14 protein-coding genes and 1 pseudogene are annotated in these 19,042 nt (G+C 62.9%); 3 read left to right on the forward strand and 12 right to left on the reverse strand.

Annotated elements, in window-relative coordinates:
• The first annotated feature begins 86 nt into the window (after window positions 1-86).
• Window positions 87-1,127, forward strand: coding sequence for a DUF3445 domain-containing protein (locus M653_RS0104710; protein ID WP_027142266.1), 1,041 nt, complete (start codon window positions 87-89; stop codon window positions 1,125-1,127).
• Between the two features lie 220 nt (window positions 1,128-1,347).
• Here M653_RS0104710 and M653_RS1000000137545 read toward each other — a convergent pair.
• Window positions 1,348-1,401: pseudogene (locus M653_RS1000000137545) on the reverse strand (hypothetical protein); the annotation flags it as partial.
• Between the two features lie 252 nt (window positions 1,402-1,653).
• Window positions 1,654-2,370, reverse strand: a complete 717-nt coding sequence (locus M653_RS0104720) for an XRE family transcriptional regulator (RefSeq protein ID WP_027142268.1) — start codon at window positions 2,368-2,370, stop codon at window positions 1,654-1,656.
• A 256-nt stretch (window positions 2,371-2,626) separates the two neighbouring features.
• On the opposite strand from M653_RS0104720, the gene M653_RS0104725 reads away from it, so the two are divergent.
• Entirely contained in the window at window positions 2,627-3,985 is a 1,359-nt protein-coding gene (locus M653_RS0104725) for an NAD(P)/FAD-dependent oxidoreductase (protein ID WP_027142269.1), read from the forward strand.
• 19 nt (window positions 3,986-4,004) lie between these two features.
• Here the strand turns inward: M653_RS0104725 and M653_RS0104730 are convergent, their stop codons facing one another.
• The 9 genes from M653_RS0104730 to M653_RS0104770 all read right to left on the reverse strand — a co-directional run bounded on the left by M653_RS0104730 (window position 4,005) and on the right by M653_RS0104770 (window position 16,602).
• Window positions 4,005-5,987 carry an ABC transporter permease subunit gene (locus tag M653_RS0104730; protein WP_027142270.1) on the reverse strand — a complete coding sequence of 661 codons (1,983 nt, stop codon included), beginning with the start codon at window positions 5,985-5,987 and terminating at the stop codon, window positions 4,005-4,007.
• Entirely contained in the window at window positions 5,984-7,054 is a 1,071-nt protein-coding gene (locus M653_RS0104735; protein WP_027142271.1) for a glycine betaine/L-proline ABC transporter ATP-binding protein, read from the reverse strand. Before M653_RS0104735 ends, M653_RS0104730 begins: the two co-directional genes overlap by 4 nt.
• A 76-nt stretch (window positions 7,055-7,130) precedes the next feature.
• Window positions 7,131-8,105, reverse strand: coding sequence for an ABC transporter substrate-binding protein (locus M653_RS0104740; protein WP_027142272.1), 975 nt, complete (start codon window positions 8,103-8,105; stop codon window positions 7,131-7,133).
• A gap of 437 nt (window positions 8,106-8,542) precedes the next feature.
• Complete coding sequence (locus tag M653_RS0104745) at window positions 8,543-9,307, reverse strand: SDR family oxidoreductase (RefSeq protein ID WP_027142273.1); 765 nt, start codon at window positions 9,305-9,307, stop codon at window positions 8,543-8,545.
• 58 nt (window positions 9,308-9,365) lie between these two features.
• The gene (locus tag M653_RS1000000134905; protein ID WP_027142274.1) at window positions 9,366-9,950 is read right to left on the reverse strand and encodes a hypothetical protein; all 585 of its coding nucleotides are present in this window, start codon (window positions 9,948-9,950) and stop codon (window positions 9,366-9,368) included.
• 285 nt (window positions 9,951-10,235) lie between these two features.
• Window positions 10,236-11,342, reverse strand: coding sequence for a mandelate racemase/muconate lactonizing enzyme family protein (locus M653_RS0104755; RefSeq protein WP_027142275.1), 1,107 nt, complete (start codon window positions 11,340-11,342; stop codon window positions 10,236-10,238).
• Window positions 11,343-11,376: 34 nt separating this feature from the next.
• A complete protein-coding gene (locus M653_RS0104760; protein ID WP_027142276.1) occupies window positions 11,377-12,069 on the reverse strand; it encodes a GntR family transcriptional regulator in 693 nt (230 codons plus the stop codon).
• Between the two features lie 189 nt (window positions 12,070-12,258).
• Window positions 12,259-13,410, reverse strand: a complete 1,152-nt coding sequence (locus M653_RS0104765) for an efflux RND transporter periplasmic adaptor subunit (RefSeq protein ID WP_027142277.1) — start codon at window positions 13,408-13,410, stop codon at window positions 12,259-12,261.
• 15 nt (window positions 13,411-13,425) lie between these two features.
• On the reverse strand, window positions 13,426-16,602 hold the full coding sequence (locus M653_RS0104770) for a multidrug efflux RND transporter permease subunit (RefSeq protein ID WP_027142278.1): 3,177 nt from the start codon (window positions 16,600-16,602) through the stop codon (window positions 13,426-13,428).
• 492 nt (window positions 16,603-17,094) lie between these two features.
• Here M653_RS0104770 and M653_RS0104780 point away from each other — a divergent pair, with 492 nt between their 5' ends.
• Entirely contained in the window at window positions 17,095-17,685 is a 591-nt protein-coding gene (locus M653_RS0104780) for a TetR/AcrR family transcriptional regulator (RefSeq protein WP_015318879.1), read from the forward strand.
• Window positions 17,686-18,000: 315 nt separating this feature from the next.
• On the opposite strand, the gene M653_RS0104785 is transcribed toward M653_RS0104780, so the two are convergent.
• Window positions 18,001-19,023, reverse strand: a complete 1,023-nt coding sequence (locus M653_RS0104785; RefSeq protein ID WP_027142280.1) for a LacI family DNA-binding transcriptional regulator — start codon at window positions 19,021-19,023, stop codon at window positions 18,001-18,003.
• Window positions 19,024-19,042: the final 19 nt, after the last annotated feature.

Genomic DNA, 19,042 nt, shown 5'->3' on the forward strand with positions numbered 1-19,042 from the left:
TTTGCAGCCAAGCTAATACACTTGGCGTCGCAGAAATGCGGCTAAAACAAAGAGATAGAGCCGGCATCCCGCTCTAGGAGGAAAACATGGGCATCACCTTTCGCAAGGAAACGTTCCGCGACGACTTCACCTTCAGGAACAGCCCGGAGCACATCAGGCGGTTTCCGTTCCCGTTCCACGAGGACAGCTACATGTACGCGGTCAACATCGAGCCGCATGTCGTCGGCCCGAAAGGCTCGGTGCTGGAGAACCTGATCGACGTCGACGAGCACTATGTCGCCGAGATGCAGGACCGCGCGCTGGTGCTGGCCGAGGATCCGTTGCGCTGCCAGTCGCTGCCGCACATGACGCTCGCCGGCTGGGACCTGCTGGAACTTTTGATGGAGCAGCAGGCGCTGGGCTATCCCGAGCATTTCACGCTGACGCGCGATGGCGACCGCTGGCGCTGGATCAACCGGCCGCTCGGCATCGACGACACCTTCACCTTCGGCGACACCTCGACCTTGCCTTACGGGCCGATGGAATACATCACCCGCCAGAGCCAGGGCGATTTCTGCATCCTCGACCAGCGCGACGGCAATCTGTGGATGGATGCCGGCATGGTCACGACCCAGGCCGACTGGTCGCTCGATTTCGACATCGGCATGAATTTCTTCGAGTGGCACGCGCCGGTGCCGCTGGCGCATGAGAAGGGGATTTTCGTCAGGGCGCTAAAATTCCTCACCAACATCCAGCAGGGCAAACCGGCCAGGCGTCTGAACTGGACGATGACCATCAATCCGCGCCTCGATACCAGCCCCGAAAATTATCACAAATGGGGACCGGACCGCACGACCGTGACGCCTGAGAATGTCGGCGACAAGGTGCATCTGCGGGTCGAATTGCAAAGCTTCTGGCGGCTGCCGCGCTCCAACGGCATCGTCTTCCCGATCCGCTGCTACCTGATCAAGATGGACGAGCTGGTCACGCAGCCGAAATGGGCACGGCGCCTGCACCGCGTGATCCGCGATCTGCCCGAGGAACTGGCCAATTACAAAGGCCTGACCCGGTATCGGTCGACGCTAGTCGAGTGGCTGTCGAAGCTGGATGACGGCAGCCCGACGAGCCCCGGGTTTGGACCGGATTGAATTGCTGGTATGGCGCTGCTCTCCACGCAGCCAATCTCCCCCCAAGAGGGGGAGATGCCCGGCAGGGCAGAGGGGGGCGCCGTCGAGCGCCAGCCTTGCCCCATGTCCACCCCAGCGCTTCCGCGAAACTCACGACTCGCCCCCCCAACCCAACCACAATCACGACATGCTGGCAGACATTGTCGACATCGCGGATGACGTCGTCGTTCCAGAAACGCAGGACAGTCCAGCCCAGCGCTTCGAACTTGGCGGTTCTTGCAGCGTCGAATTCCAACGTTTCGGCTTGACCATGCTGGGAACCATCAAGCTCACCTTGCGCATCCTGCGCGCATTGCCGCGGTTGTTGGCTGATACTAGATTATGCGTCATCGCGGTTCGCCCCCCTCTGTCCTGCCGGACATCTCCCCCTCAAGGGGGGAGATCGGATGTCACTTCGGCTTTCGCCGATCGCTAACGCTCCAAAGAGGAGCCGCCGCGAGGCTGCCGACCTCCCTCAGGAGGAGACCAAGGGGAGATTGGCCACACCTCAACCCGCACTATTCTGCGGATAGCAGATAATCGACAGATAGCGCATCGGCAGCTTCGTCAGTTGTTCGGGCCCGTGCGGTGCGTCGGCGTCGAAGAACAGGCTGTCGCCAGGCTTCATCGGATAGAGGTTGCTGCCGTGCCTGTAAACGACCTCGCCCTCGAGCATGTAGAGGAACTCCATGCCCTCATGCTGGAAGGTCGGGAATACATCCGAATCCTCGGTCAGCGTGATCAGATAGGGCTCGACGACGACGCCGCTGGTGTTCGAGCCGATATGGCCGAGCAGATTGTATTGGTGGCCGGCGCGCGTGCCGCGGCGTTCGACATCGAGGCCCTGGCCGGCCTTGACGAAGACAGCACTTCGCTCCTCCTCGAAGCGGCGGAAGAAGGCGGTGACGGGAACGCCGAGCGCCCGCGACAGCGCCTGCAAGGTGGTCAGCGACGGCGAGGTGATGCCATTCTCGATCTTCGACAGCATGCCCAGCGAAATGTCGGTGGCGACCGCGAGATCCGCGACGGTGATGCCGAGCTTCTTGCGGAACGCCCGCACCTCGCGGCCGATCGCGACCTCCAGCACTTTTTCGCGGGTGTCGCGAATGGCGTGCGGGTTTTGTGTCAGCGGCGCGCGGATGGTCCTGCCGTCCGCCGACACTTTCGGTGACGGTTTTGCCCTTGCGCTTGCGGGAGCCTTGGTATCCGAAATTGCCTTTGCCATGTCGCCCCCGATCGTCAGGATTTATTTCACTCAAGGTGAACATGTCAGGTGCCGATACAGAGCGCAACCGCAACGGCAAGCATCTTATGTCGCACACGGCAGTGCAGCCATCGCGGCTGCCGCAGGTTTTTCGCCAGGAATCCGCTGTGTGCAAATGCCGCTCCCGCAGATGTCTGTTGACAGCACCAAGCGGCCAATTACTGTCACTGCCAGTGAAATTTGTTTCGCTGGGGAAATCAAAAAGAGGAGGCCCGGAATGAACACTCGCGTTGCCGTTATCGGAGCCGGACCGTCCGGTCTGGCCCAGCTCAGGGCCTTCAAGTCGGCCGCCGACAAGGGCGCCGACATTCCCGAGATCGTCTGCTTTGAAAAGCAGTCCGACTGGGGCGGCCTGTGGAACTACACCTGGCGCACCGGCCTCGACGAACATGGCGACCCTGTCCACGGCTCGATGTACCGCTACCTCTGGTCGAACGGTCCGAAGGAATGCCTGGAATTCGCCGACTACACATTCGAGGAGCATTTCGGCCGGCCGATCGGCTCCTATCCGCCGCGCGCCGTGCTGTGGGATTACATCAAGGGCCGCGTCGAGAAGTCGGGCCTGCGCAAATGGGTGCGCTTCAACAGCCCGGTGCGCATGGTCACCTTCTCCGACGAGACGAAGAAATTCACGGTCACCGCGCATGACCGCACCAATGACGTGACTTACTCCGAGGAGTTCGACAATGTCGTCGTCGCTTCGGGGCATTTCTCCGTGCCCAACGTGCCCTATTTCGAAGGCTTCTCGACCTTCAACGGCCGCATCCTGCACAGCCACGATTTCCGCGACGCGATGGAGTTCAAGGGCAAGGACATCCTGATCATCGGCCGTTCCTATTCGGCCGAGGACATCGGTTCGCAATGCTACAAATACGGCGCGAAATCGATCACCTCCAGCTACCGCTCGAAGCCGATGGGCTTCAAATGGCCCGAGAATTGGAAAGAGGTGCCGCTGCTGCAGAAGGTCGTCGGCAAGACGGCGCATTTCAAGGACGGCACGACCAAGGATGTCGACGCCATCATCCTGTGCACCGGCTACCTCCATTCCTTCCCTTTCCTCACCGACGATCTCAAGCTCAAGACCGCCAACCGCATGTGGCCGCTGGACCTCTATGAGGGTGTCGTCTGGGAGAAGAACCCGAAGCTGTCCTACATCGGCATGCAGGACCAGTTCTACACCTTCAACATGTTTGACGCGCAGGCCTGGTTCGCGCGCGACGTCATTATGGGCCGCATCAAGTTGCCCTCGGCGGAGGCGATGGCGGCGCATGGCGCGAAATGGCGCGCCCGCGAGGAAACGCTCGAGGATGCCGAGCAGATGATCTGGTTCCAGGGCGACTACACCAGGGAATTGATGGACCAGACCGACTATCCAGGCTTCGACGTCGAGGCGGTCAACCAGACCTTCATGGAGTGGGAGCACCACAAGGCGGAAGACATTATGAGCTTCCGCGACCACGCCTACCGCTCGCTGATGACCGGGACCATGGCGCCGCTGCACCACACGCCCTGGCTGCAGGCGCTGGACGATTCCATGGAGAGCTACCTTGAGGTGAAGGGCGTCGCGGCGGAGTAGCCGCGGCGCATCGGCCTGACTATCCGAGCCTTGCCCGCGCCTTCGCCGTCCAGGCATTGAACAGCCGGTCGGCGACGATGCCGATGAAGGCGATGGCCAGGCCCGCGACGATGCCGCGGCCGGAATCGGCCTTCGACAATGCGATGAACACTTCCTGGCCGAGGTCACGCGTGCCGACCATGGCGCAGATGATGATCATCGCCAGTGCCATCAGGATGGTCTGGTTGACGCCGAGCATGATCTCCGGCAGCGCCAGCGGCAGTTGCACCCGAAAGAAGGTCTGGCGCGGCGTGCAGCCCGAAACCTTCGCGGCCTCGATCAGCGCCGGCGGCACCTGCCTGATGCCGTGGTTGGTGTAGCGGATTGCCGGCACCACGGCGAAGGCAACCGTGGCGATCATCGCGGTGACGTCGCCGACACGGAACAGCATCACCACCGGAATGATGAAGCAGAAGGACGGCAGCACCTGCAGCGTGTCGATGACGGGCGTGACGATCTTTTCGAAACGGTCGCTACGCGCCGCCGCAAGCCCGATTGGAATGCCGATCAGGCAGGCGATGAAGGCCGATATGCCGCAGAGATAGACCGTCGCCATGGTCTTTTCCCAAAGGCCTGTGATGGCGCAGAAGGCGGTGAGTGCCGCGACAAGTGCGGCCAGCCGCAAACCTGAGAGCTGGTAGCCGGCAAGGCCGAGCAGGAACACCGCGCCCAGCCACGGGAACCCTTCGCAGAAGGCGCGCAGCGGATTGAGTACATTGAGGATCAGCGCCACCCGAAACGCTTCGATGACGTCGAAGAAGTTGATCGTCACCCAGTTCACAGCCGCTTTCCACAATGGCGCGGTGGTGAAGGTGATCGCCTTCGGCACGGCCGCGAAGGCCTGCACGAACAGGCCAAGCAGCGTCGTGACGACAAGGATGGCGATGGCCAGCGTCAGATTGGGGTAGCGCCGCCAGAAACGCGGGCTCGCGGACGACCGGTGGACATTGCCTGTCGCCTGCTTGTGGGCGATGGCCTGGCTCAGCCGGTCGAGCGCGATGGCGAGCGCGACGATTGCGAGTCCGGCTTCCATCGCCTCGCCGACCTTGAGCGCGCGCAGGGCGAGCAACACGTCGTAGCCAAGCCCGCCGGCGCCGATCATCGAGGCGATGATCACCATGTTCAGCGCCAGCATGATCACTTGGTTGACGCCCACCATCAACGTCGGTCGTGCCGAGGGCAACAGCACGCGCCACAATTTCTGTCGCGCCGTGCAGCCGGCCATTTCGCTGAAATCGTCGATCTCGGACGGCACCCGCGATAGGCCCAGCATCGTTGCCCGCACCATCGGCGGCGTGGCGAAGATGGCGGTGGCGATCATCGCCGAGACCGGGCTGTTGCCGAACAGCAGCAGCATCGGGATGAGATAGGCGAAGGTCGGGATGGTTTGCATCAGGTCGAGGGCAGGGGAGACGACGAACCGCTCCGCCCACGGCTTGCGCCACGCCCAGATCCCGGCGAATAGCCCGGTGACGATGCAGAACGGCACGGCGATCGAGATCAGCGCCAGGGTCAGCATGGCGCTGGTCCATTGGCCGAACAGCGCGATGTAGAGGAAACAGCCGCCAACCAGCAGGCCGAGTCTTCTGCCGCCGGCCGCATAGCCGGCAAGGAACGCAGCCGCGCAGACGCCAACCCAGGACAAACGCGGCAACACGAAAGCGTCGGCGCCATGGCCGAACTTGAAATTCTTGGCCAAGAGATTGAGCGCGAAGTCGAGCGGCACGCCGAGCACCGCGGTGACCGAGCGGGTCAGCCAGGACAGGTTCGACTTGATCCAGCCCATCAGCGCGCTGACCCAGTCGGCGACGGGGACGACCGCCTCGACCGGATAATTGACGGCCCATGGCAGTCTGTCCTGCAGCAGGAACACCACCAGCACGGCGGCAAGCGCGAGCACCCAGATCACCAGCCACCGCTGAATTGGTGGCCTTGTCTGGCTGGCGCTTGCCGTCACCGTCATGCGCCGGCTCGCTCGATGCCGGCCAGCAGATCGATCACCGCTTGCGGCGTCACTTCGCCGATCGGCGTACCGGTGCCGTTGATCACCGCGAACGGTTTTCCGGCGGCAACGATACTGGCGGAAAAACTCGCAATCTTGGCCTCCGGCGCTACCGTGCCGCCATGCTCGGCGCCGTCGCAGGCACGCATCAGGCTGCGTGCCGAGATCACCTTGGCGCGGTCGACGTCGCGGGTGAACTCGGCGACATAGTCGGTCGCCGGATTGACCACCAGTTCTTCCGGCGTGCCGATCTGGATGACCTCGCCGTCCTTCATGATGGCGATGCGATCGGCGAGCCTGATCGCCTCGTCGAAATCATGGGTGATGAACACAATGGTCTTGTGCAGCATGGTCTGCAGCCGCATCAACTCATCCTGCATTTCGCGGCGGATGAGCGGATCCAACGCAGAGAACGGCTCGTCGAGAAACCATATCTCGGGCTTGGTTGCGAGGCTGCGGGCGATGCCGACGCGCTGCTGCTGGCCGCCCGACAATTCGCGCGGGTAGAAATGTTCGCGCCCGCGCAGGCCGACGAGTTCGATGACTTCGCGGGCGCGCGCCTCGCGTGTCGAACGATCCTGCCCCTGGATGCTGAGCGGGAAGGCGATGTTGTCGAGCACGTTGAGATGCGGCAGCAGGGCAAAGTTCTGGAACACCATGCCCATGCGATGACGCCTGAGTTCGATCAGCGCTGCATCGGAAATCTTGAGCAGGTCCTTGCCTTCGAACTCGACCTTGCCATGCGTCGGCTCGACCAGCCGCGACATGCAGCGCACCAGCGTCGATTTGCCGGAGCCCGAAAGCCCCATGATGATGAAGATCTCGCCCTGCCGGATCTCCAGATCGACGGCGCGAACCGCACCCACCAGCCCCGCCGCCGAGACGTCAGCCATGCTGGCCTTGCCGTCGCGCTCGCGGATGAAATCGGCGGCGTTCGAGCCGAACAGTTTCCAGACATTACGGCAGGCAAGTTTTATCGGGCGGGGATTTTTTCCCGCATTCGATGCCTGTTCAATCGCTTCCGTCATTCAGTGGTCCTTCTGGAGCATCAGGAATTGAGACCCGGCTGATATCAGCCGGGTCTCCCTTTTCCAGTCGGAGCGATCACTGCGCCCAGGCTTTCCAGTCTGCCTCGTGGGCGGCGATCCAGGCGGCGGCGACGTCTTCCGGCGTCTTGCCGTCGAGGTCGATCTCGCCGCTCATCTTGTTCAACTCGTCGGTATCGACCGTGTAGGCCTTGGCCACCTTGTAAGCGACCGGCCATTTGTCCTTCATGCCGTTCCAGGAGTATTTCCAGATCTCGCCATGCGGCTTGCCGCAGTCGTATTTGGCGTCCGGGTTCACGCCCCATTTCGGGTCGTTGTAGCATTCGGGCGTGTATTCCGGGAATTGCACCCATTCGCCCTTGTATTTCGCGGGCGCCCAATGCGGCGAATAAATCCACAGCATGATCGGCGCCTTGCGCTGATAGGCGGAGTCCAGTTCGGCGAACATCGCCGCATCGGTGCCGGCATGGATGACGGTGAAGGGCAGTTTCAGTGCCGCGACGCGTTCGTCGTCAAAACCTTCCCAGGTCACCGGGCCGCCGAGGTAGCGCCCCTTCGGCGCCGTTTCGGCGGTCGAGAACGATGCCGCGCAGGTGGCGTCGAGCAGCGCGTGCCAGTCCGGCAAGGTCGGGCACTTCTCCTTCATGTATTCGGGAAACCACCACTCTTCCTTGGCCTTGGGCCCGAGCTTGCCCAGCCTTTCAGTCTGCCCCGTGGCGTCGGAAGCCTTCATGGCTTCGCCCGCGGTGGTGTCCCAGAACTCCAGGCCGACATCGATATCGCCATTGGTGAGGCCGGTTGTCAGGCTGGAGAGATAGTCGGCGGTCGGGTATTCGACGGTATAGCCGAGCTTTTCCAGGATGCCGCCGAGGATCTTGGCGTTGAGGTTGACGCTTGTCCAGTCGAACAAGGCAATCTTGATCGGGTCGTTGGATTCCGGTGCCGCTGCCTGCGCTGTTGGCGTCAGCACACTTGCCGCGGCAAGTGCAAAAGCTCCCATTGAGAATTTCGAAATCACACTGCGAATTGGCATTGCTTGGTTCTCCTTCAAGCTGTGACGATTGTTGGTGGTTCCCTTTTTTGCGTCTTTTCTTGATTGTGTTGGAAAGGCCGGCTGTTGCGCAAGGCCGTTATCGCCAGCGCAGGCGCGGCGATGCTCGATTTCGGTGATGACGGACGCTGCCGAGGCGGGCAGTCTCATGGCCGATCGATCGCCGCGACGGCGATCCGCGGATCAATTGCCAGTCCTCCGGCGCCCTGCAAGGTGCGAGCCATCAAGGTCCCATGATCCCGAGCATTTCCGGCGGAATTGTTCTCGGCTATAGCCCTGGCAAGCCCCGTCTCGCCAGCGCTGTTTCATAGGATGAAATTATATATACCAACGTTCATGCCGCGCAACGACTAACGCCACGCTCGCGCCGGAATTTCAGACCGCAGGCGAAGCCGGCGGGACATGGCTCGCATGTCCCGTTACCAGCAGACGTAGCCGCCATCGACGATCAGGTCGAGGCCGGTGACGAAGCTCGACGCCCGGCTGGCCAGGAACACCGTCGGCCCAACCATTTCCTCGGGCGCCGCCATGCGTCCCATTGGCGTGTCGCGTTTGAAGATCTTCACCTGTTCGGCCACCTCCGGCCGTTTGTTCATCGGCGTCAGCGTGTAGCCCGGGCTGACGACATTGACGCGCAGCCCACGATCGGCCCATTCCATGGCGAGGCTCTTCGACAGATGAATGACGGCGGCCTTCGAGGAATTGTAGTGCGCCTGCGTCAGCCCGCGATTGACGATGGTGCCCGACATCGAGGCGATGTTGATGATCGAGCCCTTGCCCCGCGCCAGCATCTTGCGCGCTTCGGCCTGGCAGGACAGGAACACACCGGCGACATTGACATCGTGCACTTTCCGCCACTTTTCCAGCGGCAGTGTCTCCGCTGGTTCCGAGCCGGCAATGCCGGCATTGTTGACAGCGACCGTCAACGCACCGAGTTCGGCTTCCACGCGATCGATAGCCGCCGCGAGATCGCTATCCGAGGTCACGGTGCCGGTCAGCACCAGCGCCCGGCGGCCGAGCGCGGTGATCCGGTGAGCGGTTTCGTCCAGCCCGCCCTTCGACGTATGGCCGAAACAGGCGACATCGGCGCCTGCCTCGGCCAGCCCGATCGCGATTGCCTGGCCAATGCCGCTGCCGGCACCGGTGACCAGCGCGACATCGCCCTCCAGTTTGAAAAGATCCATTGCCTTGCTTCCCTTGTCGAGGGAGGTTATGCGCATTGCAGTCCTTTGATCAATCTCATCAGAAGTCGCAAGCCTTTGGGCGCCGGTCACTGGACCAGGCCTTGAGCGGCACGGGCTTGAACTTGCCCTTGATCGGCTTGCCGTCTTCAAGGTCCTTGGAGACGATGCCTACGCCTGTGAGATAGTTGATGTCGCAGCCGCCGAGCGTCGTCTTGACGCCATCCAACGTCTGCTGGTTCCAGTCCCAACTGCGGCTGTAGCCACCGACCAGGAATTGACCCCGGCGATAGACGATCGTCATGGTTTCTTCTGTCGACTTGCTGGCGCCGCATCCGAAGCAGGACGTTATCGCCAGCGATCCCTTGCCCTTGGTTTCAAGGTCGAGGACCTGATCTTCCGTCAGTCCTTTCCTGACGAAATCGGGGCGACGCGAGGAATCGAGCTTCTCCTCGCCGGTTGCCAGGTAAATATAGAGATCGGCCGGCGCACCAAGCTCCTGCATCACCCTTGCCCGATCCATCTTGCCGTCCTGGTCGATATCGAGCTTGAGCTCGAACGCTGGCGGACTTTCGGCAAACGCCAGTGCGGGCAGCGCGACGAGGCCAACGAGCCAGGCAAGGGCCGCATGATGAAATGCCGTCATGAGCAGTCGTCCGCCGTGAGTGTTCAGCCTAACACCGACCGGGACGGAGGAAATACGAAACCCAGGCAGACCTCGAGTGCAATCGACTACGTGACGGCCTCAGAAATATCCGTCCGAGGCGGGTGCGGTCATTTATCGACTGCACCCCGGTCCAGAAGGGCAGGCACACATGTTCGGCACCGGCAATGTCGATGGCGTCGCGGCCGACCAGCCGTTGGGAGACCACATCATTGATGATGACGGCCGCCGCCGGCGTCGGCGGCGTGGCCTTGATGCTGCGGATATTCACCGGCCGACCTCGAAGAACGGCTTGCCGAGCAGGTCGGGAACGACGTCGATGCCAAGGCCTGGCCCGGCGGCAATGCCCATGCGGCTGCCGGTGACCGGCGGCGCGTTCGACGCGGTGCGCACCGTCACCCATTCATGAAAGGCAATCGCGTGCAGCCGGCGCTCCTCCGGCGTCGACAGCGACAGATGCGCCATGGCGGATGTATCGATCTCGGCGCCGCCGGTATCCTCGACCGTGATCATGAAGCCGAGGTCGACGGCGACGTCTCGGATCAGGCGGGTCTTGGTGACGCCGCCGAGCCGCGAGATCTTCAGCGTCAGTCCGTCGGCCGCGCCGAGGCGATGGATTTCCAGCATCGCCTCGAGCGAAGTGACGGATTCGTCGAGCACCATCGGTTTGTCGAGCATGCGGCGCACCGACATGTTCTCGTCGATGGTCGTGCAGGGCTGCTCGAACGTATAGTCGATCGCCCGCGTCGCATCGGCGAACTGCCGCGCCTGGTAAGGTGTCCAACCGGCATTGGCGTCGCAGAAAATGACAGTGCCTTTCGGCACCGAGGCGGCGATCGCGGTGACGCGTTCGATGTCGTCATGGACATTGCCGCCGACCTTGACCTGCAGCCGGCTGAAACCGTCCTCGACGATGCGCCCGGCAAGTGCGGCCATTTGATTGACCGTGCCATGGGTAACGACCTTGTAGAGTTCCGCCGTGTCGCTTTCCTTGCCGCCAAGCAGCGTCACCAGCGGCACGCCGGCGGCGCGCGCCGCCAGATCCCAGCAGGCCATGTCGAGCGCTGATTTGATGTAGGAATGGCCCTTGAACACGGTGTCCATCAGCCGGCCGATGCTGGCCAGCCCGCACGGGTCCTGGCCGACAAGATGCGGTGCGATCTCCGGCACGCCGGCCCTTGTGCCGGCGGGGAAGGCGGCCGAGTAGAAATTGCCGAGCGGCGCCATCTCACCCCATCCGGTGATGCCGCTGTCGGAGGTGATGGAGACGATCACGGCGTCGAAGCAGTCGGCCACGCGTCCCTTGGACATGTGATAGGGGCCGTCCACGAAGGGCTGCACGACGTGAAAGGCTTTGATGGTTTCGATCTGCACGTGGGGTATCCATTATCCGCGATGAGGGAAGGGGTCAGGCGCCTTTCAACGGACGCCTTTCGAGGCCGCGCGCATGGGCAAGAAGCTCTTCGAAATCGAGGTCGATATGCTCGCGGGCATGGCGCTGGGCGGCACGCATGTCGTCGCCCTTGAGCAGCGCCACATAGGTTTCATGGATATCTTCGGCCGGCACGGCTTCCTTTCGCGCCTGCTGGTGCAGGGCGAAGTACATCTGCAAACGGCTGGTCAGCCTTTGCCAGGTTTCCAGGAGCACCGAATTGTCGGCCCATTCATGGATCAGACCATGCAGTTGCAGCGCGGTTTCGATCTGCCTTGTGGTGTCGCGGTCGCGGGTCGCCTGTTTCACCGCCTCATGCCGCCGGTCAAGCTCTTCGAAGAAACGCTGGTCGCGCTGCTTCCACGTCCGTTCGATGGCGAACTCGTCCAGCACCTTGTTGAGCGAATAGGCGTCGTCGATGTCCTTGGCGGTGACATTGATGACGAAGGTGCCGGCATAGGGGATGCTGGTCAGGATGCCTTCCTGCACCAGCTCGCGCATCGCCTCGCGCAGCGGCGCACGGCTGACCCGCATCTGTTCGGAAATCCTGAGTTCGTTGAGCTTCTGGCCGGGCTCGAGCTGACCAGTCAGGATCGCGCGCCGCAGCAGTGCCACGATTCCGGCGCGGCGCGTCGTGTCGGCAATCGGGCTGAACTCCGTCTTCACCATCCGGTCCACTCCAGCGGGAACAGAACACAAGACAATCAGATTGTCGACAATCTAACAAGAGTTCGTGGTCTTGATTTTTCGGTTTCCGACGGCGCCGACGTCGCCGCCCTAGTCGGTCTGCTCATGAAAACGGCGCCCGCGACCCTGGGAAAGGTCGAGGGCGCCGCGGAAACCGGGCCTGCGGGGGAGTCAGGTAGCCGGTTTCTGTGGGAGGGGCGAAATCGGCATTCCGGGGCCGATCTTCTGCAGGTTGCCTGTGATCACCTGGTCGCCTTCGGCGACGCCGCTGAGGATGGCGACCATATCGCCGCTGGTCGGCCCGAGCGAAACCAGCCGCTGGTCGACCGTATTGCCCTTGCCGACGACGTAGAGATATTTGCCGAGCTGGCTTGATCCCAGCGCGACCTGCGGCACCAGCAGCGCATCGGGCTGTTGTTTGACGTGCAGCCGCACGCGAACATACTGGCCAGGCAAGAGCGTGAACTTGGCGTTGCCGATGGTGGCGCGGGCGGTGATCGTGCCGGTCGAGTGATCGATCGTGTTGTCGATAAAGGTGAGCTCGCCCTTCTGGTGGGCTTCGGTCTCACCCGGAAGCAGGACCTCGACCTCGATCGGGCCGGCAGCACGCGCTTCCTCGATTTGCGCCAGATCCGTCTCGCTCGGATTGAAGGTGACGTAGATCGGATCGAGCTGCACCAGCGTGTTGAGCACGGTGCCGGCAACGCTGACCAGCGTTCCCACGGAAGCCTGGTTGCGGCCCAGGCGTCCGGGGAACGGCGCGTGGATTTCAGCATAGCTCAGATTGAGCTCGGCCGTGCGCACGGCAGCCTGGTTGAGCGCCAGCGAAGCCTGCGCCCCGCGCAAGGTGCTGGTGCGCTGGTCGAAGCTGTCCTTGTCCAGGTAACCGCTCTTGGCGAGCTCGGTACCGCGGCCGAGATTGGAACGCGCATAATCGAGCGTCGCCGTATCACGCTGTACCTGTGCCTTCGCCTGGTCGAGCGCGGCCTGGAAATCGTCAGGCGAGATCTTGTAGAGCAGGTCGCCCTGCCGCACGTCGGCGCCGTCTTGCGCCGTCTGTTCCTGCAGGTAGCCGGGGACGCGCGCCTGCAGCGTGATGCTGCGGATCGGCTCGGTCCGCGCGGCATAGTCGAGATAGATCGGGATCGTCTTCTTGACCACGTTCGCCACCGGCACCGGCATGACGAACGCTGCTGGGGCCGGCGCCGCCCCGGCCGTGCCGGCATTCAGGCTGATATTGCCCATGTCCAGCAGGTGGACGCTGGCAACCGAGATCGCACCCAGCGCGACAGCCGTTCCCAACGCGATTTTCCATTTACGCATGATCATTCTCCAATCTTATTCGGCCGCTTCCGCCAGGGGAGGGAAGGCGGGTTTGGCCGTTGGTTCAGTGTGTTGAGAGGCGGGCTCGTCGCCGCCGCGCCGTTCGCGCAGCTGTTCGATGACCGCGTAGAAGACCGGCACGAACACCAGCGACAGGATGGTCGCCGCGACCATGCCGCCGAACACGGTGGTGCCGATCGACTGACGGCTGGCGGCACCCGCGCCGGTGGCGATCATCAGCGGCACTACGCCGAGAATAAAGGCAAACGCGGTCATCAGGATCGGCCGCAATCTCAGCCGAGCGGCCTCCATCGATGCCTCGATGATGCTGAGGCCTTCCTCGCGCCGCCGTCTTGCGAACTCGACGATCAGGATGGCGTTCTTGGCCGCCAGGCCGATCAGCATGACGAAGCCGATCTGCGAATAGACGTCGATCTGCATACCGCGCACCCAAAGTGCGGCGAACGCGCCGAACAGGGCGAGCGGCACCGCCAGCAGCACCATGAACGGCATCGCCCAGCTCTCGTACTGCGCCGCCAGGATCAGGAAGACGAAGACGATGGCGAGAGCAAACACAACCGACGCGATCGATCCCGCCTTGAGCTCCTGGAAGGTGATGCCGGTCCATTCGAAACCGAAATCCCTGGGCAGCGCGGTGGCCGCGGCCCGCTCCATGGCGGCGACCGCCTGGCCCGACGAATAGCCGGGCGCCGCGCCGCCATTGATGGTGGCCGAGGCGTTGTTGTTGTAGTGCGGCACGGTTTCCGGGCCGACGAACGGCACCAGCTTGCCCAGCGTGCTGAGCGGCACCATGCCGCCGGAAGCATTGCGCACATAGAGCCGTGAAATATCTGCGGCACCGGCACGTGAATCCTTGTCGGCCTGGATCGTCACCCGGAAGGTGCGGCCGAACAGGTTGAAGTCGTTCACGTAGAGCGAGCCGAGATAGATCTGCAGCGTGTTGAAGACGTCCGGCAGGTTGAGGCCGAGCAGCTTCGCCTTGGCGCGGTCGAGGTCGTAGTTGAACTGCGGCGTCGAGGTCGAGAACGGCGAGAACAGCTGCTGCGGATTGATTTCCGGCTGCTTGCGCGCCTCGGCGATCACCGCTTGCGTGGCGTCGTTGAGGGCCGTGCTGCCGCGGCCGGTGAGGTCCTCGACGACGAATTCGAAGCCGCCCGTGGTGCCGATGCCGGGGATGGAGGGCGGATCGAAGGAGAGCGCGAAAGCCTCCGGGATCTGCATCAGCTTGCCGCGCACGTCGGCGACGAGCTTGGAGGCGCTCTGGTCGGGGCCACGCTCTTCCCATGGCTTGAGGATGGCGAACTCGACCGCCGAGTTCGACTGCGCCGCGCTGGTCAGGAAGTTCAGGCCGCTGATCGAGCCGACGATGTCGACGCCGGGCGTCGCCTGCAGGATGTCGCGCGCCTTTTGTGCCACCGCATCGGTGCGCTCCAGAGAAGCCCCGTCGGGCAGTTGGATGACGACGAAGAAATAGCCCTGGTCCTCGACCGGAAGGAAGGTCGAGGGCAGCTTCTGCCAGACGAAATAGGTGGCGACCAGACCGGCCGCGAACAAGCCGAGCATGATCCAGCGCAGGCGGATCAGGAAGCGCACGCCATGGGCGTAGGCATGCGACAGTTTGTCGAAACCCGTATTGAACCAGCGGAACAGAACAAACTGCGTCTCGCCGCGATGCCGTAGGAAGGCAGCGCTGAGCGCGGGACTGAGCGTCAGCGAGTTGAAGGCGGAGATGCCGACGGAGATCGCCACCGTCAGCGCGAACTGGTTGTAGAGCTTTCCGGAAACGCCGGGAATGAAGGCAACCGGCACGAACACGGCCATCAGCACGGCGGTTGTCGCGATGATCGGACCCGTGACCTCGGCCATGGCGGCTTTTGTCGCCGCCAGTGGTTTCAGTCCGGCCTCGAGCTGTCGCTCGACATTCTCGACCACGACGATGGCGTCGTCGACGACGAGGCCGATCGCCAGCACCATGCCGAGCAGCGAGAGCATGTTGAGCGAGAAACCCATCATCTCCATGATGACGAGTGTCGCCACCAGCGACACCGGAATGGCGATGGTCGGAATGATCGTCGTGCGCCAGCTCTGCAGGAAGATGAACACCACCGCCACGACGAGCACCAGGGCTTCGCCAAGCGTGATCAGCACGTCATGCATCGAGGCCGAGACGAAGCGCGTCGTATCGTAGTGCATCGCATAGTCGACGCCCTTGGGGAAACGGGCCGACAGTTCCTGCATCTTGTCCTTGACGCGCTGCTGTAGATCGAGCGCGTTGGAGCCGGGCATCTGATAGACGGCGAGCACCACGGTCGGGTCCTTGCCGAAGAAGGCCGAGGACGAATATTGCAGGGCGCCAAGCTCGATACGGGCGACGTCGCGCAGCCGCACCAGCGAACCCGTATCCGTGTTGGCACGCACGACGATGTCGCCGAATTCCTTGGGGTCGCTCAACCGGCCGACGGCGTTGACCTGCATCTCGAAGGCGGTGCCGGCGGGCGCCGGCGACTGGCCGATCTTGCCGGCCGCCACCTGGACGTTTTGTTCGGCGATGGCGTTCTGGACGTCGACGGCGGTGATGCCGAGATTGGCGAGCTTGTCCGGATCGAGCCAGACGCGCATCGAATAGCGCCGTTCGCCGAAGATCTGCACGTCGCCGACACCCGGCAGCCGCTTCAGCGGATCCACCACCTGCAGATAGGCAAGGTTGGAGAGCGCCACCGGGTCGACGGAATGGTCGGGCGAGGTCAGGTTGACGATCAGGACGAAGTTCGGGTTCTGCTTCTTGATCGTCACGCCGCCCTGGTTGACGATCGCCGGCAGCGACGAGGCCGCCTGGGAAACGCGGTTCTGCACGTCGACGGCGGCAGTGCTCAGGGAATAGCCGACATCGAAGGTGATGGTGATGGTCGACGAGCCGTCATTGGAACTCGTCGACGACATGTAGGTCATGCCTTGCACGCCGTTGATCTGCTGCTCCAGCGGCGTCGTCACCGTGTCTGCCACCACTTGCGCGCTGGCGCCCGGATAGTGGGCGCTGACCACGACCTGAGGCGGTGTGATGTCGGGAAACTGCGAAACGGGCAGCAGGAAATAACAAATCGTCCCGGCGAGCACCATGATAATGGCGATGGCCGAGGCGAAGATCGGACGATGGATGAAGAAGTTTACCACGACACACACGCCTCTCCGGCCGCTCTTGCCCGCCCGAAGGCGCTGGCGACCCTGGACAATTGGCCGTGCCCGTTACGGGACCCTTCCCGTGAACGCAGCAACGGCACCTCGCGACGCTGCCCATCGGCGAGCGAGCGCAACATGTTCTCGAAGGCGCGGGGGTCGACCCCATCTGCTTTCATGACCAGCCGGATCATCGGATCCCGGACGGCCTCATCTATGGTAAGATCGCGGCGCTGTGGCATTGGCCGGCTCCTTGTCTGTCGATTCGCAGCCTATGCTCGCGAACCGTTTTTCATCTCTTCACCGGCCGAAGCCGCATGATTGGCAGTCTTTTCGTCCATCTCGATCTGGTAGGACCAGTTCACGACCTTGTTATTGACGACGGACGTTATAGGTGTTACCAGTAAGTAACATTCTGGAAGTTACAGACCGGTAACACCCTAGTCAAGAGGTGGCCGAGATTTTTTGGAAACGAAAAAGGAGATCATGATGACAGACGGCGTCGTGGAGCGCTCTCGTCCCCGGGATCGGATCCTGGAGACGGCGCGTGACATGTTCCACAAGCACGGCATCAAGGGCGTCGGCGTCGACGCCATCACCGAAGCTGCCGGCACGAACAAGATGACGCTCTATCGTCACTTTGAGTCCAAGGACGAACTGATCGTCGAATGCCTGCGCGCCAACGCGTTGAAAGCCGGCGCGATGTGGGAAACGTTCGAGGCCGAGCATCCGGGCGACAAACTCGCCCAGCTTCATGCCTGGGTCCGCAAGGCCGCTGCCATGCTCAACACCGACGGCCGCGGCTGCGACATGGCCAACGCCGCCGCCGAACTGACCGAGCCCGATCACCCGGCAAGGCGCGTGATCAAGGAACTCAAGGAAGCCCAGCGCGAACGCCTGGTCGGGCTCTGCCGGGATGCCGGAATCGGTCAGGCCGAACTTCTCGCCGATACGCTGTCGCTGCTGTTTGAAGGCGCGCGCGTCAGCGTGCAGACCGTCGGTGCCGAGGGCCCCAGCACGCAGTTCGTGCGTATGGCCGAAGGGTTGATCGTTTCCTTCAGGGGCACCGCGGCGGGCTGACGTCTGCCGGACTGCCAACGATCTGTGCGATTCCGTGACCGGACGGACCGGACCGCACGCTTTTGGCGCGGCGGCGTCGTAATTGCCGCGGATCAGAACGAAAAAAGCCCGCTGCCGGGAGGAGGTGGCAGCGGGCTCGATTTCGAACGTGGTGCGGGAGGAGGTGCACCCCATTCAGCGTCGGCATCGCATCTGGGAGGAGTAGATGGCCGACAACCAGAAACTACGAGTTGCCCAATGATTCGGCAACAATGAATTGTGCATAGCTGCTGTGCAGATTCGCCGTGGCGCCGCTTGAATTCGAGAAATGCGACCTCACTGCACCGGCACGTTTTCCCTGAAGATCAGTCGCGGCTCGATGAATTTGCGCGTGAGATAGGGCGCCGACGATGCGATCGAGCCGAGCAGTTGGATTACCGATTGCTCCGCGATCAGCCTGGCGTTCTGGTCGATGACGACGTCGGCGAGGTCGTCGACGAGATAGCCGCGTGTCTCCCTTGTCAGGTCGTGGCAGATGAACACCGGCTTGCGGTTGGGCCTGGCTTCCCGGATCGCTTTGGCAATGCCGGAGCGCCCGGCGCCGACGCAATAGATGCCGAGCAGTTCCGGCTCGTTGCGCAACGCCTTCATGGTTTCCGCATAGCTGGCATCGGGCTCGTCGTTGATCTCGACAGCGCTGCTGACGGTGAGATTGGGAAACTCCTCGCCAAGCACGGAGCGGAAGCCCATCTCGCGCTCTTCATGGCCGCGATAGGAGCGTGAGCCGACGACCATCGCCAGCTGCCCCTCGCGGCCGCCCAGCAAGCGTCCCATCAAAAGTGCTGCCGTCCGTCCCGCCACGCGGTTGTCGATCCCGACATAGGCCGAGCGGGGTGCGGCCGGAATATCGGACACCAGCGTCACCAGGCGGATGCCGGCCTCGACCATGTCGCGCAGGATGTTGCGTGTCCTGGGGTGGTCGACCGCGATGACACCGACGCCGTTGGCGCGCAGCGACAGCTTTTCGACCGCTGCCTGCAGGGCATTGGGCGAGATGCCGGCAAGATTGTGGATCCGGCAGGACGCCACAAGCGGTAGGCGCGATGCGTAGTCCTCGATATGCTTTGCCAGGTCCTGCATGAAGGCGTTGCTGCCGATCGGCAGGAAGAATTCGAGGTTTGCGGGTTTCGAGGGAAGCGTCACCTGGCCGGCGACCGGCAAATAGCCGAGCTGCTTGGCGGCCTCCATGACGCGTTGCCGGTTGGCGGCACTCGCTCCGGGCCGATTGTTGAGCACCCTGTCGACCGTTGCGGTCGACAGCCCGCAGTTCCTGGCGATGTCGGAGACGGTGGCCTTCATGCCGCGACCCTGTGCGTCG

It is taken from the genome of Mesorhizobium sp. WSM3626 (assembly GCF_000513935.1).
Classification (GTDB): Bacteria; Pseudomonadota; Alphaproteobacteria; order Rhizobiales; family Rhizobiaceae; genus Mesorhizobium; species Mesorhizobium salmacidum.